This window comes from Picosynechococcus sp. NKBG042902, from assembly GCF_963864045.1.
In the GTDB taxonomy this organism is placed as follows: domain Bacteria; phylum Cyanobacteriota; class Cyanobacteriia; order Cyanobacteriales; family MRBY01; genus MRBY01.
Genome location: NZ_CAWLTV010000077.1, coordinates 205,788 through 228,311 on the forward strand (window position 1 = coordinate 205,788; position 22,524 = coordinate 228,311).

Genomic DNA, 22,524 nt, shown 5'->3' on the forward strand with positions numbered 1-22,524 from the left:
AGTCAACAAACAAAATCAGGGATGATAATTCACCACGGGCGGCGGCGCAGGGGGCACGGTTTTCCAGGCGGCGCGGTCTTCTTTCTGTTGACGGCGCGCGTATTCACTGACGGCTTGGTTTGGTGCTGGGGTCGGGGTTTGGCGGGCGGCTTGGTTTAACCAGGTTTGGTAGTCTTCCTGGGATTCCACCACCACATCGGCTTGCATCGCTGCGAAATAAGTGCCGCTAAATTGGGAATCACGGATGCGGTATTTGCCTTCTTTAATCGGTGTAAATTCAAAGTCCGTATCTTCAAAGGGGATCACGTCCTGCTTCACCCGAAAGGCGGGGATAAAAAAGCCATGGATCACATCGGGCGATCGCAGAATAAAGTGGGCGCGTTGATTTACCGGGAGATGGAGTTCGGTGCTGGTAATATTTTTTTCGGGGTAATGGAAAATCCAGGCCCATTGCTTGGCAGTGACTTCCACATTGGTGACGGGCATCTCCATGGTGGTTTTCCCTGTAGAAACATTGGTCACTAAAGCCTCTTGGTGTATATGTCCCGGAGCTTGGATATTCATCTCGCGGTAGGTTTGATAGCTGAAATAGGCCAGATAAATCACGATCAAGAAGGGGATCGTTGTCCAAACGATTTCTAGGGTGACGTTGCCTTCGATGGGGGGGCCATCACTGGTGTCATAGCGTCCTGCCCGGTGGAAGAGGATCGAATAGGTCATCGTGCCGGCAACGCCGAACAGGATAAATGTCCCGATCGCCACCAGGGTGCTAAAGAGCCGATCCACCAGTTGGGATTCCACGGAAGCCTGGGGCGGCAACCAACTGTAAGACCATTGCCCGACGTTGTAGCTAAATATCCCTAAAATTAGGGCGATCGCCGAAAGTGAAATAATTGTTTTTAATTTCATAGCCTAAGTTTTCTCACCCCTACCGCAGCATCACATTGGGATCTTCGCCGAGTCGGAGCAGATGACCTGCTGTATTGTGCGCCCCAAATTCCGCCGCCAACTGAGCGCCCAAGGTTCCGTGGACATACATCACAAACATAATCACCAGTCCCGCCAACAGATACCACCATTGCACCTGCCGACTGCGATCGCTGCGCCAAACATAGCGCTGAAAGCCTCGCCAAACCGTCATGCCAACGATTAACGCCAGTAACAGCACGCCGCCGATGCCGTGCCAAATCATCGTATCTATCGCAGTAAAATTCCAGGCACTCTTCACTTCAGACGGCGCATCCATCAACAGCATTTCGTAGAAACCTGCCGCCACCGTAAAAAAGGTAATGATTGACGCCGCCACCATGTTGTACCAGCCCACATCAAAAAAATTAGAGCGGGTGGCAGGAATCGCCAGATATTTAAAAATCGGACGCTCAAAAGTAAAAAATACACCGACAATATCGAAAGCAATGCCAATGATGAACAGCCCCAGGGTCAGATGCACCAGATTCGGGTGAATGGGAATGCTGTAGGGTAAGCCGTTTGCCCCCAAATCGAGTTGATGGATCAGATCAGAATACATCGCTTATAAAAGTCCCTCTTTCGCTGCTTGGACAATCTCGGTGGTGTGGAGTCCATAAACCCAGACCAATTTATCGCCGAGATAAACCTGGAAAAAGACAATTCCCGTCAAAATGGCTCCCATACCCAGATAGGACATCGGCAAGGTTTCTGGGTTTTTAGAGCGAATCACGTAGCGCCAACCAGTCAAGGCCGCGATAATCCCCGACAAAGACCAACCAATGATCGTGTGGAGATTCAGCACGGGTTCAACGGCATCGTAGGCGATCGCCAAACCTGCTTCGATTTGTCCGAAGATAATGGCAATAAAAATCGAAACCGTGGCGACGAACATATTCCACCAGCTCACTTCATAGAGTTTGCTGTTGCGGCTGAAATAGCCAAGCACATCACAGAAAAAAGCAAATAACACCATTGCAATCACAAAATGCACCACAATCGGGTGAATTGTGTCGGGATAGGGCAGATTATGCTCGTTGAGGGGGGGAGAAGATTATCAAACATGAAAATTGCGTGGAGAGGATGCGACCCAGTCCCCAAGAATTCCGAAGCCTTAGCAACTTTTAAGTTACTAATTTTCCAAAAAGAGAGTCCTTTGGGTTTGGTAGGTTTGGGTCATAGTAGATCAACACCAGAACCAGAAAATAAACTAAAAATCTGAGTTGAGTGAGTCCGGCAACTAGAACAAGAGACGGCAATGAGGAATACTGATACCCAAAATTTTTTAGGTATTTTGACTTGCAAACCATACTAGCTCAGATCAAAAAAGGAGGGGTGGCGATCGCCTCTAAATGTCAACTCTCCCGCATCGGAAAATGGGTCAAAAAATCTACACCGTCCCCGCAGATTTAGAGTCACAGGGTTGCCACAGGTAAAGGCACAGAGGGATAAGGCGATCGCCGCAACAGACCATACTCAATGCCTTCAACTACAGCCCGATAGGACGCCTCAAGAATATTGGCTGATACCCCCACCGTTGTCCACCGTTCCAAGCCATCGCTCGATTCCACCAAGACCCTTGTTTTCGCCCCGGTGCCCGCTGCTCCGTCCAAAATCCGTACCTTATAATCCGTTAGCTGGAACTCAGCAATCTCTGGGTAAAATTTCGTCAATACCTTCCGTAGAGCCTGATCCAAGGCCGAAACGGGGCCATTGCCCTCCGCTGCTTCGAGCAAATTTTTCCCGTTCACTTCTAACTTGATCGTGGCGATCGCCGTACTTTGAGTTTCTCCCACATCACAATTCACATGGAATCCCCGCAGCTTGAAAAATTCCTGCCGATGCCCCAATGCCGAGCGGATTAACAACTGAAAACTCGCCTCTGCCGCTTCAAATTGGTAGCCTTCATGCTCCAAATCCTTTAATTTCTGCAAGATCGTTCGACTGGCCAAATCCGTTTTCTCTAACGCAATACCAAAGCTTTTCGCCTTAGCCAAAATATTGCTTAATCCCGCCTGCTCTGACACCACAATCCGCCGCTCATTGCCCACTGTTTGCGGATCAGTATGTTCATAGGTGAGGGCATTTTTTTGCACTGCCGAGACATGAATCCCTCCCTTATGGGCGAAAGCCGAACGGCCCACATAGGGCGCATGGTCATCGGGGGCCAAATTCACAATTTCACTGATTAAGCGGCTTGTACTGGTGAGCTGTTGTAGTTTTTCCGGTGCTAAACAGGGTTGATTTAACTTCAGTTGCAGGGTGGGGATTAACGTGCATAAATTAGCATTACCACACCGTTCCCCATAGCCGTTGATGGTGCCCTGTACCATGGTCGCCCCGGCCTGCACTGCCATTACTGCATTGGCCGCCGCCATCCCCGAATCATTGTGAGTGTGGATGCCGAGGGGAATCTTGAGATCCGGAAATGCCCGTTGAATATCCTGGAGACTGGCCATAATTCCTTGGGGCAATGTGCCGCCGTTGGTATCGCACAAAACCAGATATTCGGCTCCCCCTTGGATCGCTGCTTCGAGGGTCTTGAGGGCATATTCGGGGTTTTGTTGGTAGCCATCAAACCAATGTTCGGCATCATAGATTACCCGCCGATTTTGGGATTTTAGATAGGCGAGGCTCTCCCGGATCATCGCGCAATTTTCTGTCAAAGTAGTGCCTAAACCGAGGGTGACATGGAGATCCCAGGATTTGCCAAATAGAGTAATCCAGTGGGTTTGCGCCCGGAGGGATGCTTGGAGTAGAGAGTCCGTTTCGACGGCGGAATGGGGACGTCGTGTTGAACAAAAAGCAACAATTTTCGCCTGCTGGAGTGGGTATTCCCGGAGATGTAGAAAAAATTGTTCATCTTTTGGATTTGCCCCTGGCCAGCCCCCTTCAATAAAAGGAATGCCGAGGCGGTCGAGGTGTTGGGCGATGCGGACTTTATCTTCGAGGGAGAGGGCAAGCCCTTCTCGCTGACAACCATCGCGGAGGGTGGTGTCGTAGATCTGAACTGGGTTTTGGGGAGAAACCATAGGGGAACCGTCGGCTAGAAATGCTGCTTTTGATCCTAGCAAGGGAGTTTCTGGCTAAGGCGGGCCTCGATACGATTCCACAAATTTAGACAATCTTGTTGATATTTCGGGGTCAGCACATCGCTAAATTTTCTAGAAATTTCTCTTGAAAAAATCGCTACTGGCCTCAAAATTTTTGAAGCTTCTGGGGAATCGAGTACACTGGAGATACTTTTTTGATTTTGTGATGCGTTTATAAGCTTGTGTTGTCTATGGCGATCGCCTTCAAAGTTAGTCGGTGGTGTCTTAGCGGCTTCATCGCTGTAAATTTAATCGGCTGTACTCCTTGGACAGTTTTATCTCAACAGGAAAACCTGGGTACAACCAGGCAGCCCATCGCCAGTCTTGGGGCTGTTTCACCGGGGGCTGAGGTCTATGTCCAGGGAACTGTAACCCAGCGGGTGCCTCTCCTCGATCAAGGTGCTTACGAATTGCAGGACAGCACCGGGCGCATTTGGGTGATTACGGAAACTCCGCTGCCGGAGCCTGGGGCAGAATTGGCGATCGCCGGGCAATTACAATTCCATGAGTTGCAACTCCAGCAACAAAATTTTGGGGAATTTTTTATTCAAGAACAGGCGATTATCGACACCGTAGAAGAGGGAACGATTTCACCGCCACAATTACCCATTAAAGAACACCTTGATCTGCAGTTTTTACCCCACAAAGGCAATCAAAAATCCTGAAGATCAAGGTGTTAGTAAATAACATTTAAGAATCAAGGTTTCGCACAAGTAATCCTAAGCATCGGAGCCGGATTCACTGGTTTCTTTTTGTTCGTCTTGTTCGTCGTTGGTTTCAGTCGCTACGGTGGCTTCTGCTGTTTTGGCCTTCGCCTCTGCTTCTGCCTTTTCCCGACGTTGCCGTTCTACGGCGAGGGCATCTTCTAAAACCTCTAGGACTTGATTCATTTTTTCGAGATTGCTGCGATAAAGATCTAAGTCTTTTTTCATTTTTTCCTCAGGGAGATTGAGGCCAGCGGTAACCGTGGTCAACATTTCGTCGCGCTTCTCAGTATCTTCGAGGAGTTGCGGCTCTGATTCACCCAAAAAAGTATAGACGCCAATGGCAAACAACCGACTATATTTGAAGTGATCATTTTTGGCGATCGCCTCAATTTTTTCCCATAATTCTTGGGCGCCTTCCGGGGGCACATCTTGCCGGAAGCACTCAATCAGTTGCGTCCCAGAACAACGTTTTGCCAGTTCAACCAGGGCCATTGCATCTTCTTTGTAACGGTTGGCGTCGCCCCCAATCGCTTGGCACATGCTTTGGAAAATAGAAACTTTATCCGCCTCTGGGCGATAGCCTTGCATAAAGCGCTCAAAGGAAGTGACGACGCCCAGCGCATAGAAAGGATCGTAGCGAAAATCGGCGTTCACCGACAGTAAATGCATTTCAACCAAAAGTTCTTCGACGACGCGCCGAAAAATCGAATTAATTGGCCGAGTATGGTGTGTATAAAAATCACGCTTCGTATCGGAAACGGTGCGAACTTGACTCACAAATGGAACCCACAATTGACATTTCAATATTCTATTTTGACGTTTCCAGAGGCGTTTGCCAAGGTGATGGGTCTGGGGCAGATTATTAACAGCGCGATATTTCAATTAAAATTCACCCCAAAAAATCTCTTTTGGTCAGTAAATTGATCCCCTCTAAAAACTCCTTAAAACTCTTTGGCGATCGCCTCCCTAGGCCACCATAAAAAAAGGGTGACATGGTTATGCCACCCTTTCATGTTATTAAAGCCGTCTTCAAATAACCGTTGGCGTTAATGACGGTAATGGGAATGACTTGTTCGTCTTTTAGAGTGCATTTGCACCGGCGACCACTTCCAATAGCTCCTGGGTAATCGCTGCCTGACGGGCCTTGTTATAGGACAACGTCAAGGTTTTCATCAGTTCAGAAGCATTATCACTGGCATTGTTCATCGCCGTCATCCGCGCCGCCAACTCACTGGCTGCCCCTTCCTGGAGCGCCCGCAGCAGTTGGTTGCTGAGATATAGCGGTAACAAAGCATTCAAAATGTCCTTCGGATCCTGCTCGAAGATCATATCTGCGGGCAGTTCTTTAACTTCAGTTGCTACCTTTTCCCGTTCGACCTGGAACTTACCGCCCCGGGTAATCAGGTTGAAAGTTTCGTCGTCAGGGTTGGTGAGCGCTTCAGGTACCAAAGGCAACAGCGTTTGCACAACGGGCTGAGAACTAATCAAAGACACAAAGCGTGTGTAAATCAGTTCAATTTTGTCCACTTCTTCCGAGAGGAACAAAGAGAGCAGTTCATCGGCAATGTCCGACGCTTCTGCTGCCGAAGGAATTTGTTCTAAACCAGCATAGGTTTTAGCAACGGGAGCTTGGCGATTCTGGAAATATTGCACCGCTTTACGGCCCACCAGCACAAACTTGTAGCTGATACCAGCCGCTGCTAATTCTTTTGCTCTTTGTTCGGCTTTGCGGATGATGTTGGCGTTGTAGCCCCCACAAAGGCCGCGATCGCCAGTGATGACCAACAGACCGACGCACTTTACTTCCCGTTGCTTGAGGAGGGGCAAATCTGCTTCTTCAAGGCGGAGACGACTCTTGAGGCTATAGAGTACCTGCAAGAGGGTGTTAGCAAAGGGACGGGTGGAAGTCACCTGTTCTTGGGCACGACGTACTTTTGCCGCGGCCACCAGACGCATCGCTTCGGTAATTTTCTTGGTATTTTTGACGGATTGAATCCGGTCGCGAATCCCCTTTAGGTTTGGCATGAGTAATATCCCTTAGTTCGATTCTGGGCCGCCTGCAGCCACTGGTGATGCTGGCCATGGGCTGCAGACGACATGATCATTTGCTTAGGCCGCAGCGGCGAAACTTTGCTTGTGCTCGGCGATCGCCTCTTTGAGGAGGTTCTCCGCTTCTTCAGAAAGCACTTTATCGTTGGCAATGATTTCACCGTACCGGGCTTTGCTGGTGGCGAGGTACTGACGGAGGCCAGCAGCAAACTCAACCACTTTATCTACAGGAACATCATCAAGATAGCCATTCAAGCCAGCGTAAACAATCGCCACCTGCTCAGCAACGGAGAGGGGAGAGTTCTGGGGCTGTTTGAGGATCTGACGCAGGCGCTGACCCCGGGCCAACTGGTTTTGGGTTGCTGCATCCAAGTCAGAAGCAAACTGGGCAAAGGCTTCGAGTTCTGCGAACTGGGCCAATTCCAACTTCAGCTTACCGGCAACTTTTTTCATCGCTTTGGTTTGAGCCGCAGAACCAACCCGGGATACGGAAATACCCGCGTTGATCGCCGGACGGAAACCTGCGTTGAATAGGTCAGAGGACAAGAAGATCTGACCGTCGGTAATGGAAATAACGTTGGTGGGAATGTAAGCGGAAACGTCACCGGCTTGGGTTTCGATGATCGGTAGAGCGGTCATGCTACCGCCGCCGAGTTCATCACTGAGTTTCGCTGCCCGTTCTAACAGACGAGAGTGCAAGTAGAAAACGTCACCGGGATAAGCTTCACGTCCGGGGGGACGACGGAGCAGCAGGGACATTTGGCGGTAGGCCTGGGCTTGCTTGGAAAGGTCATCGTAGACAACGAGGGTCGCCTTACCTTGGTACATGAAGTGCTCGGCGATCGCCGCACCAGTGTAGGGAGCAAGGTACTGGAGAGTTGCCGGATCGTTAGCATTCGCAGCAACAACGACGGTGTAATCTAAAGCGCCCTTAGATTCGAGGGTCGAAACAACTTGAGCAACGGTGGACGCCTTTTGACCAACGGCCACGTACACACAAATTACATCTTCACCCTTCTGGTTGATGATTGTGTCAACCGCAACGGCAGTTTTACCAGTTTGACGGTCACCAATGATTAATTCCCGCTGACCCCGACCGACGGGAATCATCGCGTCAATTGCGGTAATCCCAGTCTGCATCGGTTCATGGACAGAGCGACGGGCAATAATCCCAGGGGCCATGAATTCGATGAGGCGGGTATCGGTAGCGTCAATGTCGCCTTTCCCATCGATGGGACGGGCAAGGGCATCAACAACACGGCCAACGGTCGCGTCGCCAACGGGGATTTCTGCAATCCGGCCAGTGGACTTCACACTACTGCCTTCTTGGATGTCACGACCGTCGCCCATCAATACGGCACCGACGTTGTCTTCTTCAAGGTTGAGGGCGATCCCTACGGTGCCATCTTCAAACTCAAGCAATTCACCGGCCATGGCCTGCTCAAGACCATAGATCCGAGCAATCCCATCACCGACTTGAAGTACGGTGCCGACGTTATCGACTTGAACTTTTTGGTCGTAGGACTCAATTTGTTGACGAATAATGCTACTAATTTCGTCGGGTCTGATACTAATCATGTCTGTACTGTTAAATAAGGTTAATTCTAGGGACAGTCTATTGAGACACTTTTAAAGTTAAGTGGCCGGTGTTAAAACAGGTCCAAAAAATTGGCACCAGCTTAGTTTGAGCCTAATAGATCCATGCTGATCCGCCGGAGTTGGCCCCGCAAGCTAGCGTCAAAGACCTTGGAACCGACTTTGATCACGACACCACCAATCAAATCGGCATCAGTGCTAATGTTCAATTCGACGGCATTAGCCCCGGTCATTTGTTTGACTTGATCGGCGATCGCCGCTTCTTGGTCAGTGGTCAACGGTTGCGCACTCGTGACATCAGCGAGAACAATATTGTTCAGTTTTCGCTGGAGGGCGACGAATTCCTGGCAAATGCCTTCGAGGAAAACAATACGCCGACGATCCACAAGCAAAAACAAAAAGTTAAGGAAGTAGGCATCTACATCCTGGCCACAAACCCCTTGCAGAACACCTTTTTTATCCTCTGCTTTGACCAAAGGATTCGTCACAAAAGACCGGAACTCCGCAGACTCTTGGAAGAGTGACAGTAAAGCCCGACAATTTTCTGCAAATGCCTCGACTTTATTGGTCTCTTGCGCAAGGGTCATCAGGGCACCAGCATAGGGCTCAACAACCTGAGCAATCATTGTATTGCCTTTCATGCGCCACCTCCCAGTTGTGCAATGCTGCGATCGACTAACTTGGCTTGAGCAGACTCATCCAAATCAGACCGCAATTGAGCTTCCACTTTTGCCAGAGCAAGTTCTGCAACCCGTCGCTTCAGCTCGGTGATTACTTTCGCTTGTTCTGTGCTTAATTCTTTAACCGCAGAGGCCTTGAGTTTTTCAACTTCGTCGCGACCTTTGGCTAAGATGTCTTGTTTGGTTTTTTCTGCGGCAACCTTAGCGTCTTCCCGAATCTTGGCAGCCTGGGCCTGGGCCTGTTCGAGATCTTTCTGGGCCTTTGTCAGTGCTTCTTGGGCTTTTTTCGCGCGGTTTTCAGCGTCTTCTAGATCGGCGACAATTTTACTTTTGCGCGTCTCTAAAATATTGCCAATAAACTTGCTCCCATAGACGTACAGAACCCCAATGATGATCGCAAGGTTGATAATGTTTGTTTCTAAAATGTCGAAGTTTAAATGAAAACCACCCTCCGATGCGGTGGCAAGGTAGGAAATAATTCCCATGATATCGATCTACCCCAGCGCTATTTGCTTATGGTGTATACATCTAAAAATGGATAACTCTTTTTCTTAAAGATATAAAAGCTTGAAATCTTCAAGAGTTCCCATCTAGGCAGCGAAAACCGCACTACCCTAAAGCTTTGCCCCAACTAATTTAGAGGCGATCGCCTGGCTTAGAGAATCAACTTGCTGTTCAAGGGATTTGAACGCAGATTCCCGTTGTGCCTCGATTTCCAGAGCTGCTTTTTCCCGCTCCGCCAAAGCCTCAGCCTGGGCAGACTTCACTTCATCTGCTACGACCTTTTGAGCTTCAGCCTGAGCTTTTGCAATTACATCCTGGGCTTCACGACGCACATCACGGAGTTCTTGCTCATATTGAGCGGCTAAGTCCTCCGCCTTTTGCTGACGTTCTTTCGCGTCCACTAAGTTGGTGCGAATGTAATCGGAACGGTCGTCAATCGCTTGACCAATAGGCTTATAAAAAAGCTTATTTAACAACGCCGCCAAGACCAAAAACTGAATGGCCATCACGGGGAGCGTTGCGTCAAAATCAAAAAGACCACCCTCAGCGGTTTTCTCGACTGCTTCAGTTGCTAAAACAATTGTCCAGTGTGTCATTTATCAATTGACCCCACCGTGTTTGGGTCTTATAGAGTTTATACATCTAGGGGGTTACCCCATTGTCCCATGGAAAAACGGGCCTAGGTCATCCAGGTGAGCTGCCTTTAAATCAGCCTCGAATGACCTAAACCCAGTCCAGTGTCTTTTTATGCAAAGGGGTTTGCAAACAAAAGAACGAGGGCAACAACAAGACCGTAGATGGTTAAAGCTTCCATAAAAGCCAAGCTGAGGAGGAGAGTACCGCGGATTTTGCCTTCCGCTTCGGGTTGACGGGCAATCCCTTCGGCTGCACTACCCGCAGCATTACCTTGACCAATACCAGGGCCGATCGCCGCAAGACCAACAGCAAGAGCAGCAGCAATAACAGAAGCAGCAGCAGTTAAAGAATCCATAATTTTTTCCTTTCGATGTTATTGAAGTGGGTATAAACAGGTCTCTAAAACAGATCCCCGTCAAAAAAATTAACAGAAAAAGTGACCAGAAACACAAATCAAGTTGAAATTTCTAGCTAGCCTTCGGGCTTTTATCAATAATCCTGAAGTCAAACCTTCCCTTAGTGATGACCTTCCATCGCTTCAGCAATGTAGGCTGCGGCGAGGGTCGCAAAAATCAACGCTTGGATCGCACTGGCGAATAAACCAAGTGCCATCAAGGGTAAAGGAATAATCAGGGGAACCAAGAAAACCAGTACACCAACCACCAGTTCGTCCGCGAGGATGTTTCCGAAAAGACGGAAGCTCAGGGAGAGGGGCTTGGTGAAATCTTCCAGAATGTTAATTGGAAGCAGGATAGGGGTTGGTTCCAAATATTTTTTCAGGTAACCAATTCCACGCTTTTTGAACCCAGCATAAAAGTATGCCAAGGAAGTCAACAGAGCTAGGGCTACGGTGGTGTTAATGTCGTTAGTGGGAGCGGCCAATTCACCTTCGGGTAAACCAATGATTTTCCAAGGCACAAGGGCACCGGACCAGTTGGCAATGAAGATGAAGAGGAACAATGTTCCAATGAAGGGCACCCAAGGACGATATTCTTTTTCGCCTAGCTGGTTTTTAGCCAGATCCCGAATAAATTCGAGGGCGTATTCCATGAAGTTTTGGAAACCACCAGGGACACGCTGAACATTACGGGTTGCTAGGATCGAAGCAAGCACAAGAACAGCAATAACGAACCAAGAGGTCATTAGTACCTGTCCGTGAACTTTTAAGCCACCGAGTTCCCAATAAAAATGTTTGCCGACTTCGAGTTCAGCAAGGGGAAATAAACTAAATGTAGTTAAACTATTAAGCATTTCCATTTGATGATCTTTCCCCGGTTCTTTCTCTCGACAATCAAGGGCTAGGGCGGAATTCTAATTTGTTTTGTCTGCGGTAAGTAAACTATTCGGCAGCACATAAACAATGATGGCAAGTTTATAGGTAATGAACCCTAAAAAAGCGGGGAGAATTTCCAGTTGCTCCAGTTGGGTTGCGATGACGATCAAGCCGATAAAAAGGGCTAGGCGACCGGAACCGGTTCTGGGATTAGTGCTACTGATTTTTTCTACGCTTTTTGCCAACTGTCTCAAATAAATTATTCCAACGCCAGCACCAATGAGATAACTCACCGCTGTTTGGGCAGAATAAAAGTACCAGACCAACAGGGCGATCGCCCCACTGATGGCAAGAGTCACAAAAAAAATGGACTGTTTGAGCTGATAGTACTCGTCCATTGGGGTGTTACTTGCCGAATCCCCATTGTTTTCTAAGGTTGAGTTAGAAGAGTTGGGAATGTCTGATTGGCTTTGAGACTCAGATGAATTCACGCTCAGCAGGTTTAGAAGATCAAGGGTTTTGATCAGTTTATTTGACTGTCTATATTGCTTTGTACAAGGGAAACAGTACAAACCACGTGCAATCATATCACGCCATTGTCACAATCCTTAAAAAGTTCCCCATGACCCAGGGCGAAGGCTGTAAAAGGGCTAAAGATGGGGATTTGTGGGTTGTGTTTGGGGAGATTCAAGTTATTTTTATAGGGCGCAAACCTGCTTTGGTGGGAGAATGAATCGTTCTAGGAGGATTATGGCGATGGAGACTGCGGTGTTAGATTGGGTGGCGATCGCCGGTTATTTTGGCGTTACCCTACTGGTCTGTTGGCAAATTTTCAGTCGGCGCTAATCAGCTTTTCCTGACTTTTATCCATATTTCACTCCATTCAAACTGATGTTATGCGTGAGCAACTTATTCTCCCTACCATGGGCTGTGGTACCTGGGCCTGGGGCAATCGCCTGCTGTGGGGGTACCAACCCAGCATGGATCAAGAACTACAACAGGTGTTTAATTTCTGTGTGACCAGCGGCATTACCCTCTTTGATACGGGGGATTCCTATGGAACCGGGCGTTTAAGCGGTCGTAGTGAAAGCCTTTTGGGGCAATTTTCCCAAGCCTACACTGGCCGTCACCAACAGGAAATCATTCTGGCGACTAAACTGGCTCCTTATCCTTGGCGGCTCACCGCTGGCTCCATGAAGCGGGCTGGAGCCGCCTCCGCAAAACGCCTCCAGCGGCCAATTGATTTAGTGCAAATGCATTGGTCAACGGCAAATTATGCCCCTTGGCAGGAAAAACGATTATTGCGGGGTTTGGCAGAACTGTACGAAACGGGTCAGGTGAAAGGCGTAGGGTTATCCAACTATGGTGGTCAGCGACTGCGGGAAGTGCACCGTTGGTTTCAGGATTGGGGCGTACCGATTCGGACATTGCAGGTGCAGTATTCTTTGCTTTCAACGGATCCGGTACTGAAATATGACGTCAAAGCCGTATGCGACGAATTGGGGATTCAGTTAATCGCCTATAGTCCCCTGGCCCTTGGTCTGTTGACGGGAAAATACAGCTTGGATAAACCGCTGCCCAAAGGTTTACGACGGCGAGTTTTTAAGCAAGTTTTGCCAAATATAGCCCCGTTGCAGAGCTGTTTACAGGAGCTGATGACGCTGCACCAAAAAACCATGGCCCAGGTCGCTTTAAACTGGTGTATTTGTAAAGGGACAATGCCGATTCCGGGGGCAAAAAATCTCACCCAAGCCCAGGAGAATGCTGGTGCCCTAGGATGGCAGTTGTCTTCTGGGGAGGTGGCCGCTTTGGATCAAGCAGCAGCCCAAGTCACAAAAACCATGGTGCAAAATCCGTTTCAGTCCCGTTAAATTTTGAAGATTGCCATGACCACTGCTCCTCATCCTGTCCCTGTGCTTGAATCCCCCGAACAATTGGCGGAATGTCTCACCCAAGCCCAAACCTGGGCAGAAATTGAACTGCTCACCCAAGCCTACCCCGACTTTAAGGCGATCGCCTGGAAACAATTATCGGCAGATCAACAAGGCCGCATTCTCAAGCTCAGGGATTTGAAAGATAAGGCGATCGCCCAGGAGTTCCCCCTTGGTTGCCTTGTGCAACGCCGGGCAGATCCAGAGCAAAAACAGGGCAAAGTAGTGGATTATTGGGACGCCTACGGGGTTGATTACGTCGTGTTTACCGTTGATGGCTTTACCGATTGGTGCCCCGGTTCTATGCTCGAACGACTCGATTAAAACGGTAGGCGCTGCTCTTGAGAAAATCAATATATATTGCCGCGCTTTAACTTGTGAAAGGGAGCGTGTTATGAAAAAGTACGTGCTCTTTTCAGACTTGATCAACCCCAGGCCCATGCGTGATACCTCCGAAATTCGTTTTCAGCTGCACCACGAGCTTAACCAGTGTTACCAAAAGCTCTTTGATTCCCTCGCTACCATGCAGATCAAAGAAGGGGATGCAGCCACCGTTGCCCAACTGCTGCTGAATTCCCGCCTGGATGCCCTTAAGCACCTCGTCAGTGAAGCAGAACGTCCTGCCTATGACGCCCGTTACCCTGAGGACGCTGAAGATTAGTAGGAACAAAAACAAACCGTAGAACGTTCCTATGATTGACAGTCTGAATATCAAGGATTCGGCTCTGCATTAATCGGTTTATTGATCGGATACGAGAAAAAACCCAGGGGATAAATTGATATCGCCTGGGTGACAAATGATTGAGAGAATTTCTGTCAAAAACTATTGGGGCGGATCAACCCAGCGACCATCAGCTTTGATTAGGTTAATCAGTTCTTCAACCCCTTGGGCTTCGGGGACTTTGCGGATTTCTTCCCGACCACGGTATAGGGAAATTACACCGGGCGTTTTCCCCACATAGCCATAATCCGCATCGGCCATTTCACCGGGGCCATTGACGATACAACCCATTACGGCAATATCTAGACCCGTGAGGTGATTTGTCGCTTCGCGCACCTTATGAAGCACTTCTTCGAGGTTAAAGAGCGTCCGGCCACAGGAAGGGCAGGCGACGTATTCCACCATGGTTTTCCGTAGGCCTAGGGCTTGGAGGATGCTATAGCAGACGGGAATTTCCTTTTCAGGTGCTTCCGTGAGGGAAACACGGATTGTGTCGCCAATGCCTTCCGCCAGGAGCGTCCCAATGCCTGCGGTAGATTTAATGCGGCCATATTCTCCATCTCCAGCTTCGGTTACGCCCAGGTGGAGGGGATAGTCCATACCGAGTTCATCCATCCGTTTAGCCATGAGGCGATAGGCGGCCAACATCACCGGGACACGGGATGCCTTCATGGAAATGATCAGGTTATGGAAATCGAGGGACTGACAAATCCGAATAAATTCTAGGGCTGATTCGACCATGCCTTCGGGAGTATCCCCGTAGGTGAAGAGCATCCGCTCGGCGAGGGAACCATGGTTGACGCCGATGCGCATGGCTTTGCCTTGATCCCGCAGGGAAACCACCAAGGGTTCGAGGGTTTCACGAATCTTTTCACCAATGGCCGCAAATTCTGCTTCGGTATAACCGGTGCGATCGCCACTGGCCTGTTCAAAAACATAAAGACCGGGATTGATGCGCACTTTATCCACGTGTTTGGCAACTTCCAGAGCAATTTTCATGCCGTTATGGTGGACATCCGCCACAATTGGCACTGCCTGGTAGGTCTCGGCGAGCTTCGCTTTGATCTGAGCCAGGGAACGGGCGTGGGCCATACTCGGAACAGTTACCCGGACGATTTCACAGCCAATTTCATGAAGTCGGCGGATTGCCGCGACGGAGCCCTCTATGTCAAGGGTATCTTCGTTGATCATCGACTGGACAACCACGGGATAATCACTGCCGATGGTGACATTGCCCACCTTGACAGCTCTGGTTTTCCGGCGATGGATAGTGGTATCCACAAGGGAATCGGTCGTTTGCACAGGACGCTCTACAGCTTGCATGGAACTTGAGGATAGGAAATTACAAAAAGTCGCTGGTATCTAGGATCTAAGCATAAGCGTTGGCAAAGGTTCTAGGCAACGGGAAAGGGCATCTGGGCCAAGAAACGCTCGAAGTCAAAATGCTTTTGGAATAGGGTCTGGGCCACTTCTACTTTAATCGGCTCCTGGAGGCGCACATGGTTAAAGGCTTGGTCGATGATTTCGACGGTGGTCAGGGTGTCATAGTCCACCGACAGAATTGGGATTTCTAGGTCTTCGGCGCGGTTGAGAATAATTTCTTGGGGGGCGACATGGCCTGTCAGGATCAGACATTGGGTGGAGGTTTCTAGGGCTGCCAGTTGCAGATCAGTGCGATCGCCCCCAGTGACCACCGCCATATTTTGCCGTTGCCGGAAATATTTCAAAGCAGAGTTAACGTTCATCGCGCCAATGGTGAGACTTTCGACCATCAGATCCAGACGATTGGCCCGACAAAGAACTTCCGCATTGAGGCGCTTCACCAATTCCCGCACCGTTACACTGCGGAGGATCCGGTCGGCGGGGACAAGGCCATAGACATCAATGCCCCGCTGGGCCAAGAAGGGCTTAATTTGAGTCTCGGCGGTTTCGAGGGCTTCGGGGGGAATTTTGTTAATCACCACTCCCATGAGGCGATCGCCCAGGAACCGATAAATTGTCAACAAACTATCAACTAAAAGCTTATGGTGGTAGGGGATGACCAAGAGGATTTTGGCCCCTAGGGTCGCCGCAATTTCTCCGGCAGAGAGGTTAAATAAACTCCCTTCCCAGAGACTTTTGGGGGCTTCGATAAAGGTAATGTCACTGGCGATCGCCCCTAGATCATCCTTGAGTTTTTGGGGATAATCGGTTTGGTCTTGACCCGTGAGTCGCTGGGCCACCGTTGCCTCATCCAGAAAAAGTACCGGCGATCGCACTTCCGTTTCCCTAAGACCAAAGGCTTCCCCGAGGAACCGGAGATCATCTTCGATGCGGGTGAAACGCCCATTCTGCTCGTCATGCCAAACTGTACCGATGGGCTTACTGTAGGCCACAGAGATGCCTTTTTGCTTAAGGCTCTGTACCAACCCAAGTAGCACAGCAGATTTCCCACTGTAGGGTTCGGTAGAAGCAACGACGATATGTTGGGTTGAATTGGTCACACCCACTACTCCTTTAGAAGCTCACATTCTTTAGCCTCCACAATAACGGAATTTCGCGACTGAGCAAACCAGGACGCTATTCTTTTTTTAGGCCCAGAAGCTCCCGATAAAAATCCTTAGGAAAGTCAATGGCCCCGTCACGGCCGAAGCCAATTAAGAGATCAATGAGGTAATCTACGAACTGGTGGTTTGGTAATGTCACGCTGTAACTGAGATCCGCCTGGGCCGCAAATTGAAGGCGACAACTGGTCATTTCCGACGGTAATTTAGAGACATACCAACTGGCCACAAAGGGGATACTTTCTCCTTTTTCGATCACCCGTTTCCCCTCAACGGAGCCGATCTGGTATAGTCCGAGGGCTTTGGGCAGTGTTTTTTGTTTATTTTTTGGATAGTAGGGAGCATAAACCATCACTTCTCCCTTTCCTGCAGATTGGATATCGTCAAAAACAGCCATGGGGCATTGCTCTAAAGAAATCAGTTAGCGTTGAGAATACATCGCATTGTAGCCTGTTGGTTGGTTTCTGTTTTGTTCTAGGATTGGCTGAAATTTCCGTTGAATATTTCTTCATCCGTTTTGGTTTATGTCGCAGAGGATCAATGCCGTGGTTTGTCCCCATTTGTTAAGTGTAGCGCCGATGATGGATCGCACCGATCGCCATTTTCGTTACTTGATGCGCCAGATTACCCGACGGACATTACTCTACACGGAGATGATTACCACCCAGGCGATTATCCATGGCGATCGCCCCAAGCTTTTAGACTTTGATGCCGCAGAACATCCCATTTCCCTCCAATTGGGGGGCGATAATCCCAAGGAATTAGCCGAATGTGCCAAGGTGGGCGAAGACTGGGGTTACGACGAAATTAATCTCAATGTGGGCTGTCCCAGTCCGAGGGTGCAACAGGGCAATTTTGGGGCTTGTTTGATGACCCAGCCGGAGTTGGTGGCCGATTGTGTAGCGGCGATGCAGGGGGCCGTCAATATTCCCGTTACGGTAAAACATCGCATTGGCGTCGATGAACAAGATAGTTACGCAGACCTCTGCCGCTTTATCGAGATTGTCTCGGCAACCGGGTGCGATCGCTTTTCTGTCCATGCCCGCAAAGCCTGGCTACAGGGTTTAAGCCCAAAAGAAAACCGCACGGTCCCACCTTTACGTTATGCAGATGTTTATCGGTTAAAACAAGACTTTCCTCACCTCTGGATTGAAATTAATGGCGGCATTACGGCGTTAGAACAAATTCAAACCCATTTAACCCAAGTGGATGCAGTAATGGTGGGGCGGGCAGCCTATGACAACCCTTATCTGTTTGCGACGGTGGACCGCGATATCTACGGGGAAGCGGTACAGCCCAAAAGTCGCCATGAAATTGTTGGGGACATGTTGCCCTACATTGAACGTGCCACAAAAGCCGGGGTGAAACTCCACAGCATTAGCCGTCATATGCTGTCGCTGTTTTTAGGCCAGCCTGGCACCAAAGCCTGGAAGCGGTTTATCACGGAGGAGGGCCGGGGAACGACGGTGGGGCGAGAAATTATTGAGCAAGCCTTGGCCCTAGTGCCCCAAACAAAGGGAATTGCCGACCCGGTCCCCATGGTTTAGGAAGACAGTAACCATGACAGCAAAAATTATTGTGCTTGATGATGACCCAACAGGCTCCCAAACGGTGCATAGTTGTCCGTTGTTGCTGCGTTGGGATGTGGACATGCTGCGGTTGGGTTTACGGAATAGTGCCCCCATTATTTTTATTTTGGCGAATACCCGCGCTTTGACGGAACCAGAGGCGATCGCCACCACCACAGCAGTTTGTCGGAATCTCAAAATTGCCCTGACCCAGGAAAATATCCAGAAATATCTGATCGTCAGTCGCTCGGATTCCACCTTGAGGGGCCATTTCCCGGCAGAAACTGAGGCGATCGCCAACGTATTAGGGCCGTTTGATGCTTGTTTTTTTGCCCCAGCATTTTTTGAGGGGGGCCGCATTACCCGCAACGGCATTCACTATGTCCAGGAAAATGAACGCTTGATCCCCGTGGCTGAGACAGAATTTGCGGGCGATCGCCTCTTTGGTTTTCAGGACAGTTTTTTACCTGATTTTATTGCGACGAAAACCCAGGGCGCAGTGACAGCGAATCAAGTGGATTGCCTCAGTCCAGAGAAGCTCCCAGGAAATCTCCAGGGCTATTTTTGCGGACTTCAGCAGGGAAAATACGTTGTCCTCGACGGTGAACAACAGGCTGATTTTGATCGTTTAATCCCCGACCTCTTCCGAGCGATTCACCAGGGTAAAAAGTTTCTCTTTCGCAGTGCCGCCAGTTTGCTGACTTCCCTCGCGGCTCTTGGCCCCCAGCCGATTCCCCCAGAAGAAAGTTTTACCGTGCGGCGATCGCCAAAACCAGGCCTGATTATCGTCGGTTCCCATACGCAAAAAACCACTGTACAACTCGCGGAATTACTGCAATTGACAAGCGTTGTCGGCATTGAAATCGACGTAGATCTGTGCCAAACATCCCTAGGCCGTAATCAACTAGCAGTAGCGATGCTAGAGCAGATCCAAAAAATTCGTCAGACCGGACAAACCCCCGTACTCTTTACCAGTCGGCAAGTGGCGGCCAGCGACCAAGCCCAACATAACCTTGAATTTGGTAAAAATATCACGGCTCTATTCCTTGAAATTTTTGCCCAGTTGCCCGCAGATCTCGGCTTTGTGATTAGTAAAGGCGGTAACACCACCAATGCCCTACTCCAAAAAGGTTTGCGGGTTTCGGCGATTCAGTTGCTCGGCCAAATTATCCCTGGTTGTTGCCTCGTGCAAACGGAGCATGATCACCCGCAATTTCCCCAGTTACCTGTGGTACTGTTTCCTGGCAATGTGGGCGATCACCACAGTCTCGTCACCGCTTACCAACGCCTCCAAATTCCCCGTTGATCCCAATCTAGGCTTTATTTTTCTTGAAACCATGAACGACATCGAAGCCCTATTTCGTGACCTATGCCAGCGCTATGCCGATCCTCACCTTTGGCAACCCGATTCCTCCCACTATCCGGCCCTTGCTGCCCTTTACCACGGCATTTGCGACGGCAACCAGCGGTTGAATCTGACCCGAATCACCTCTCCAGAAGACTTTTGGGAAAAGCATTTGTGGGATTCCTACGCCGCTTTGAAACTAGACGTATTGGCGGAGCGTTTAACCCAGCCCCAAAAAGCCATCGATGTGGGCACTGGGGGCGGCTTTCCCGGCATTCCCTTGGCGATCGCCTTTCCTGAGTGGCAAATTACCCTGCTCGATTCCACCCGTAAAAAATTAATTTCCTCGTTGAACTGAGCCAAACCCTCCAACTGAATACCCTGGGCATCGCTGACCGAGCCGAAACCCTAGGTCAAGATCCGAATCACCGTGAACGCTACGACATCGCGACGATCCGCGCCGTGGGTAAAGCCTCCCTCTGTGTGGAGTATCTCTTACCCCTACTCAAAATTAGCGGCCTCGCGGTTCTCTATCGGGGTCAATGGTCTGAGGCCGAAACAGAACAACTCCAAGGGGCGATCGCCCAATGTGGTGGTCAACTCCTCGCCGTACAACAATTTACAACCCCGATTACTCAAGGCCAGCGTACTTGTCTCTACATCGAGAAAAACCAGACCACAGCCCCCCAATTCCCCAGGGCGATCGGCCTGCCGAAACAATCCCCCCTCGCCCCGGTTTAAGCCTTATAGATCAAGCTCCCTGGCCCTCTGTCGAATCTTGTTTACTTGATCCCAAGAGATGGTACCCTGAGTATGGCAAATTTTTACATTTGGTTAAAACTTTAGGAACAAAGCCAGCATTTGGCCTAGAGCGAAACCAATCGATAATAGAGAAGCATGGTAGCTACACAAGAAAAAACTTTAGGTAAAATCACTCAGATCATTGGCCCTGTCATTGACGCAGAGTTCCCCAGTGGCAAAATGCCTCGGATTTATAACGCTCTAAAAATCCAAGGCAAAAACCCCTACGGCCAAGAAATCAACCTCACCTGTGAAGTTCAACAGTTGCTCGGCGACAACCAAGTCCGGGCCGTTGCCATGAGCTCCACCGACGGTCTCGTTCGCGGCATGGATATCCTCGACACGGGTGCTCCCATCAGCGTTCCTGTAGGGAAGAAAACCCTCGGTCGGATTTTCAACGTCCTCGGTGAACCCGTAGACGAAAAAGGCGAAGTTGGTGCAGAAGAAACCTCCCCGATCCACCGCCCTGCTCCTAAGCTGACCGAACTTGACACAGCTCCTTCTGTGTTTGAAACGGGCATTAAAGTTGTTGACCTTCTTACTCCCTACCGTCGTGGTGGGAAAATTGGTCTCTTTGGTGGTGCTGGTGTTGGTAAAACCGTCATCATGATGGAGCTGATCAACAACATCGCCACCAACCACGGTGGTGTGTCTGTATTCGCCGGTGTAGGGGAACGAACCCGTGAAGGGAATGACCTCTACAACGAAATGATCGAATCTGGCGTTATCAACCCCGATAACCTCAACGATTCCAAGATCGCCCTTGTGTACGGTCAGATGAACGAGCCCCCCGGAGCCCGGATGCGGGTTGGTCTGTCTGGTTTGACCATGGCGGAATATTTCCGTGATGTAAACAAGCAGGACGTACTTCTCTTCGTTGACAACATCTTCCGCTTTGTCCAGGCTGGTTCTGAAGTATCGGCACTGCTCGGTCGGATGCCTTCTGCGGTAGGTTATCAGCCCACCCTCGGTACTGACGTTGGGGATCTCCAAGAGCGCATTACCTCCACCAAGGAAGGTTCTATCACCTCGATCCAGGCAGTTTATGTCCCTGCGGATGACTTGACTGACCCTGCTCCGGCAACCACCTTCGCTCACCTCGACGGTACTACTGTACTTTCCCGTGCTTTGGCGTCTAAAGGGATTTATCCTGCTGTGGACCCCCTCGATTCCACCAGTACAATGCTTCAGCCCAGCATCGTGGGCGAAGACCACTACAACACGGCGCGTGCGGTACAGTCTACCCTCCAGCGCTATAAGGAACTCCAGGACATCATCGCAATTCTTGGTTTGGACGAACTTTCTGAAGAAGACCGTCTGACCGTAGACCGGGCCCGGAAGATTGAGCGTTTCTTGTCTCAGCCTTTCTTCGTGGCAGAAGTATTTACCGGTTCTCCTGGTAAGTATGTGACCCTTGAAGAAACCATTGAAGGCTTCAAGCGCATCCTCTCTGGTGAATTAGATGATCTACCTGAGCAGGCGTTCTACCTCGTTGGCAACATCGAAGAGGCGATCGCCAAAGGTAAGAAGCTCAAAGAGCAAGGCTAAACCCTGCTTCGCCTAAGACATCAGGTCAGTGCTACCGTTCTGCGGGGTGCTGACCTTGAACGTCAGAATTTTCCTTATTTTTTGAATTAGATTTAAGCAAATGGCTTTAAAAGTACGAGTGATCACCCCAGACCGGACGGTACTGGATGACAGTGTCGAAGAAGTCATCCTCCCCAGTAGTTCTGGTCAAATCGGTATTTTGTCGGGCCACGCGCCCCTCCTCACAGCCCTCGAATCCGGCGTCATTCGCGTCCGGACCAGTGGTTGGGAGAACATCGCAATTACCGATGGCTTTGCTGAGGTAGAAGCTAATGAAGTGAAGGTGCTGGTTAACACTGCAGCCAAAGGTCAAGACATCGATCTTGAAGAAGCCCGCAAGGCCTTTGAAAGTGCAAAGGCACAACTTGATCAAGTCAATGCGGCAGATCGTAAAGCAATCCTTGATGCCCGCAAAGAACTCAAGCGGACCCGGGCCCGCTACATGGCGGCTGGTGGCATGGCATAGGCAATGTGTCGCCCTAGAGCCAAAAGAAAAATTTTGCAATAAAAAGGCAGCCCTAGAGC

The 22,524-nt window shown here is 49.8% G+C and carries 24 protein-coding genes and 1 pseudogene; 9 read left to right on the plus strand and 16 right to left on the minus strand.

The window, feature by feature from the left end; all coding sequences use genetic code 11:
• Window positions 1-15: 15 nt before the first annotated feature.
• The 4 genes from AACR41_RS16100 to cimA all read right to left on the minus strand — a co-directional run bounded on the left by AACR41_RS16100 (window position 16) and on the right by cimA (window position 3,998).
• Complete coding sequence (locus tag AACR41_RS16100) at window positions 16-909, minus strand: cytochrome c oxidase subunit II (protein ID WP_030005961.1); 894 nt, start codon at window positions 907-909, stop codon at window positions 16-18.
• Between the two features lie 19 nt (window positions 910-928).
• Complete coding sequence (locus AACR41_RS16105; RefSeq protein WP_030005962.1) at window positions 929-1,528, minus strand: DUF2231 domain-containing protein; 600 nt, start codon at window positions 1,526-1,528, stop codon at window positions 929-931.
• Window positions 1,529-1,531: 3 nt separating this feature from the next.
• On the minus strand, window positions 1,532-1,993 hold the full coding sequence (locus AACR41_RS16110; RefSeq protein WP_045441383.1) for a DUF2231 domain-containing protein: 462 nt from the start codon (window positions 1,991-1,993) through the stop codon (window positions 1,532-1,534).
• 388 nt (window positions 1,994-2,381) lie between these two features.
• Window positions 2,382-3,998: a citramalate synthase gene (gene cimA / locus AACR41_RS16115; protein ID WP_030005965.1), complete on the minus strand. Its 1,617-nt coding sequence runs from the start codon at window positions 3,996-3,998 to the stop codon at window positions 2,382-2,384.
• Window positions 3,999-4,249: 251 nt separating this feature from the next.
• On the opposite strand from cimA, the gene AACR41_RS16120 reads away from it, so the two are divergent.
• Window positions 4,250-4,723, plus strand: coding sequence for a hypothetical protein (locus tag AACR41_RS16120; protein ID WP_049761560.1), 474 nt, complete (start codon window positions 4,250-4,252; stop codon window positions 4,721-4,723).
• Window positions 4,724-4,777: 54 nt separating this feature from the next.
• Here AACR41_RS16120 and psb29 read toward each other — a convergent pair whose 3' ends face one another.
• From psb29 to AACR41_RS16165, 9 genes are all read right to left on the minus strand, one after another.
• Complete coding sequence (psb29, locus tag AACR41_RS16125; RefSeq protein ID WP_012306361.1) at window positions 4,778-5,542, minus strand: photosystem II biogenesis protein Psp29; 765 nt, start codon at window positions 5,540-5,542, stop codon at window positions 4,778-4,780.
• Window positions 5,543-5,845: 303 nt separating this feature from the next.
• Window positions 5,846-6,790, minus strand: coding sequence for a F0F1 ATP synthase subunit gamma (locus AACR41_RS16130; RefSeq protein ID WP_030005967.1), 945 nt, complete (start codon window positions 6,788-6,790; stop codon window positions 5,846-5,848).
• A gap of 84 nt (window positions 6,791-6,874) precedes the next feature.
• Complete coding sequence (gene atpA, locus AACR41_RS16135; RefSeq protein ID WP_030005968.1) at window positions 6,875-8,392, minus strand: F0F1 ATP synthase subunit alpha; 1,518 nt, start codon at window positions 8,390-8,392, stop codon at window positions 6,875-6,877.
• 101 nt (window positions 8,393-8,493) lie between these two features.
• A complete protein-coding gene (gene atpH, locus AACR41_RS16140; protein WP_030005969.1) occupies window positions 8,494-9,051 on the minus strand; it encodes an ATP synthase F1 subunit delta in 558 nt (185 codons plus the stop codon).
• Window positions 9,048-9,575 carry a F0F1 ATP synthase subunit B gene (locus AACR41_RS16145; RefSeq protein WP_012306365.1) on the minus strand — a complete coding sequence of 176 codons (528 nt, stop codon included), beginning with the start codon at window positions 9,573-9,575 and terminating at the stop codon, window positions 9,048-9,050. The genes atpH and AACR41_RS16145 overlap by 4 nt, the downstream gene beginning before the upstream one ends.
• Before the next feature lie 129 nt (window positions 9,576-9,704).
• Complete coding sequence (locus tag AACR41_RS16150; RefSeq protein WP_012306366.1) at window positions 9,705-10,190, minus strand: F0F1 ATP synthase subunit B'; 486 nt, start codon at window positions 10,188-10,190, stop codon at window positions 9,705-9,707.
• 149 nt (window positions 10,191-10,339) lie between these two features.
• Complete coding sequence (gene atpE, locus AACR41_RS16155; RefSeq protein WP_012306367.1) at window positions 10,340-10,585, minus strand: ATP synthase F0 subunit C; 246 nt, start codon at window positions 10,583-10,585, stop codon at window positions 10,340-10,342.
• A 161-nt stretch (window positions 10,586-10,746) separates the two neighbouring features.
• The gene (atpB, locus tag AACR41_RS16160; protein WP_173867214.1) at window positions 10,747-11,487 is read right to left on the minus strand and encodes a F0F1 ATP synthase subunit A; all 741 of its coding nucleotides are present in this window, start codon (window positions 11,485-11,487) and stop codon (window positions 10,747-10,749) included.
• A gap of 54 nt (window positions 11,488-11,541) precedes the next feature.
• Window positions 11,542-11,901: an ATP synthase subunit I gene (locus tag AACR41_RS16165; RefSeq protein WP_030005970.1), complete on the minus strand. Its 360-nt coding sequence runs from the start codon at window positions 11,899-11,901 to the stop codon at window positions 11,542-11,544.
• A 498-nt stretch (window positions 11,902-12,399) separates the two neighbouring features.
• On the opposite strand from AACR41_RS16165, the gene AACR41_RS16170 reads away from it, so the two are divergent.
• The 3 genes from AACR41_RS16170 (at window position 12,400) to AACR41_RS16180 (ending at window position 14,095) form a co-directional block, all read left to right on the plus strand.
• The gene (locus AACR41_RS16170) at window positions 12,400-13,374 is read left to right on the plus strand and encodes an aldo/keto reductase (RefSeq protein WP_030005971.1); all 975 of its coding nucleotides are present in this window, start codon (window positions 12,400-12,402) and stop codon (window positions 13,372-13,374) included.
• Between the two features lie 15 nt (window positions 13,375-13,389).
• Entirely contained in the window at window positions 13,390-13,758 is a 369-nt protein-coding gene (locus tag AACR41_RS16175) for a hypothetical protein (protein WP_030005972.1), read from the plus strand.
• A 70-nt stretch (window positions 13,759-13,828) separates the two neighbouring features.
• A complete protein-coding gene (locus AACR41_RS16180; protein ID WP_223209842.1) occupies window positions 13,829-14,095 on the plus strand; it encodes a hypothetical protein in 267 nt (88 codons plus the stop codon).
• A gap of 162 nt (window positions 14,096-14,257) precedes the next feature.
• Here the strand turns inward: AACR41_RS16180 and ispG are convergent, their stop codons facing one another.
• The 3 genes from ispG to ebsA all read right to left on the minus strand — a co-directional run bounded on the left by ispG (window position 14,258) and on the right by ebsA (window position 17,095).
• Complete coding sequence (ispG, locus tag AACR41_RS16185; protein ID WP_012306372.1) at window positions 14,258-15,478, minus strand: (E)-4-hydroxy-3-methylbut-2-enyl-diphosphate synthase; 1,221 nt, start codon at window positions 15,476-15,478, stop codon at window positions 14,258-14,260.
• Between the two features lie 71 nt (window positions 15,479-15,549).
• Window positions 15,550-16,638 carry a phosphotransacetylase family protein gene (locus tag AACR41_RS16190; RefSeq protein ID WP_030005974.1) on the minus strand — a complete coding sequence of 363 codons (1,089 nt, stop codon included), beginning with the start codon at window positions 16,636-16,638 and terminating at the stop codon, window positions 15,550-15,552.
• A gap of 76 nt (window positions 16,639-16,714) precedes the next feature.
• Entirely contained in the window at window positions 16,715-17,095 is a 381-nt protein-coding gene (gene ebsA / locus AACR41_RS16195; protein ID WP_012306374.1) for a type IV pilus biogenesis protein EbsA, read from the minus strand.
• Between the two features lie 184 nt (window positions 17,096-17,279).
• On the opposite strand from ebsA, the gene dusA reads away from it, so the two are divergent.
• From dusA to atpC, 5 genes and pseudogenes are all read left to right on the plus strand, one after another.
• Entirely contained in the window at window positions 17,280-18,245 is a 966-nt protein-coding gene (gene dusA / locus AACR41_RS16200) for a tRNA dihydrouridine(20/20a) synthase DusA (RefSeq protein ID WP_445260571.1), read from the plus strand.
• Window positions 18,246-18,258: 13 nt separating this feature from the next.
• A complete protein-coding gene (locus tag AACR41_RS16205; RefSeq protein ID WP_030005976.1) occupies window positions 18,259-19,572 on the plus strand; it encodes a four-carbon acid sugar kinase family protein in 1,314 nt (437 codons plus the stop codon).
• A gap of 31 nt (window positions 19,573-19,603) precedes the next feature.
• Window positions 19,604-20,352, plus strand: a pseudogene (gene rsmG / locus AACR41_RS16210) (16S rRNA (guanine(527)-N(7))-methyltransferase RsmG).
• A gap of 156 nt (window positions 20,353-20,508) precedes the next feature.
• On the plus strand, window positions 20,509-21,960 hold the full coding sequence (gene atpD, locus AACR41_RS16215; protein WP_012306378.1) for a F0F1 ATP synthase subunit beta: 1,452 nt from the start codon (window positions 20,509-20,511) through the stop codon (window positions 21,958-21,960).
• Window positions 21,961-22,060: 100 nt separating this feature from the next.
• Window positions 22,061-22,465: an ATP synthase F1 subunit epsilon gene (atpC, locus tag AACR41_RS16220; RefSeq protein ID WP_012306379.1), complete on the plus strand. Its 405-nt coding sequence runs from the start codon at window positions 22,061-22,063 to the stop codon at window positions 22,463-22,465.
• Window positions 22,466-22,524 lie beyond the last annotated feature (59 nt).

Excerpts from the sequence above, each read along its gene's own strand:
- AACR41_RS16100 (WP_030005961.1), bottom strand. The coding sequence starts at position 909 with ATGAAATTAAAAACAATTATTTCACTTTCGGCGATCGCCCTAATTTTA.
- AACR41_RS16105 (WP_030005962.1), bottom strand. The coding sequence starts at position 1,528 with ATGTATTCTGATCTGATCCATCAACTCGATTTGGGGGCAAACGGCTTA.
- cimA (WP_030005965.1), bottom strand. The coding sequence starts at position 3,998 with ATGGTTTCTCCCCAAAACCCAGTTCAGATCTACGACACCACCCTCCGC.
- AACR41_RS16120 (WP_049761560.1), top strand. The coding sequence starts at position 4,250 with ATGGCGATCGCCTTCAAAGTTAGTCGGTGGTGTCTTAGCGGCTTCATC.
- AACR41_RS16130 (WP_030005967.1), bottom strand. The coding sequence starts at position 6,790 with ATGCCAAACCTAAAGGGGATTCGCGACCGGATTCAATCCGTCAAAAAT.
- atpA (WP_030005968.1), bottom strand. The coding sequence starts at position 8,392 with ATGATTAGTATCAGACCCGACGAAATTAGTAGCATTATTCGTCAACAA.
- atpH (WP_030005969.1), bottom strand. The coding sequence starts at position 9,051 with ATGAAAGGCAATACAATGATTGCTCAGGTTGTTGAGCCCTATGCTGGT.
- AACR41_RS16145 (WP_012306365.1), bottom strand. The coding sequence starts at position 9,575 with ATGGGAATTATTTCCTACCTTGCCACCGCATCGGAGGGTGGTTTTCAT.
- AACR41_RS16150 (WP_012306366.1), bottom strand. The coding sequence starts at position 10,190 with ATGACACACTGGACAATTGTTTTAGCAACTGAAGCAGTCGAGAAAACC.
- atpE (WP_012306367.1), bottom strand. The coding sequence starts at position 10,585 with ATGGATTCTTTAACTGCTGCTGCTTCTGTTATTGCTGCTGCTCTTGCT.
- atpB (WP_173867214.1), bottom strand. The coding sequence starts at position 11,487 with ATGGAAATGCTTAATAGTTTAACTACATTTAGTTTATTTCCCCTTGCT.
- AACR41_RS16165 (WP_030005970.1), bottom strand. The coding sequence starts at position 11,901 with ATGGACGAGTACTATCAGCTCAAACAGTCCATTTTTTTTGTGACTCTT.
- AACR41_RS16170 (WP_030005971.1), top strand. The coding sequence starts at position 12,400 with ATGCGTGAGCAACTTATTCTCCCTACCATGGGCTGTGGTACCTGGGCC.
- AACR41_RS16175 (WP_030005972.1), top strand. The coding sequence starts at position 13,390 with ATGACCACTGCTCCTCATCCTGTCCCTGTGCTTGAATCCCCCGAACAA.
- AACR41_RS16180 (WP_223209842.1), top strand. The coding sequence starts at position 13,829 with ATGAAAAAGTACGTGCTCTTTTCAGACTTGATCAACCCCAGGCCCATG.
- ispG (WP_012306372.1), bottom strand. The coding sequence starts at position 15,478 with ATGCAAGCTGTAGAGCGTCCTGTGCAAACGACCGATTCCCTTGTGGAT.
- ebsA (WP_012306374.1), bottom strand. The coding sequence starts at position 17,095 with ATGGCTGTTTTTGACGATATCCAATCTGCAGGAAAGGGAGAAGTGATG.
- dusA (WP_445260571.1), top strand. The coding sequence starts at position 17,280 with ATGGATCGCACCGATCGCCATTTTCGTTACTTGATGCGCCAGATTACC.
- AACR41_RS16205 (WP_030005976.1), top strand. The coding sequence starts at position 18,259 with ATGACAGCAAAAATTATTGTGCTTGATGATGACCCAACAGGCTCCCAA.
- atpD (WP_012306378.1), top strand. The coding sequence starts at position 20,509 with ATGGTAGCTACACAAGAAAAAACTTTAGGTAAAATCACTCAGATCATT.
- atpC (WP_012306379.1), top strand. The coding sequence starts at position 22,061 with ATGGCTTTAAAAGTACGAGTGATCACCCCAGACCGGACGGTACTGGAT.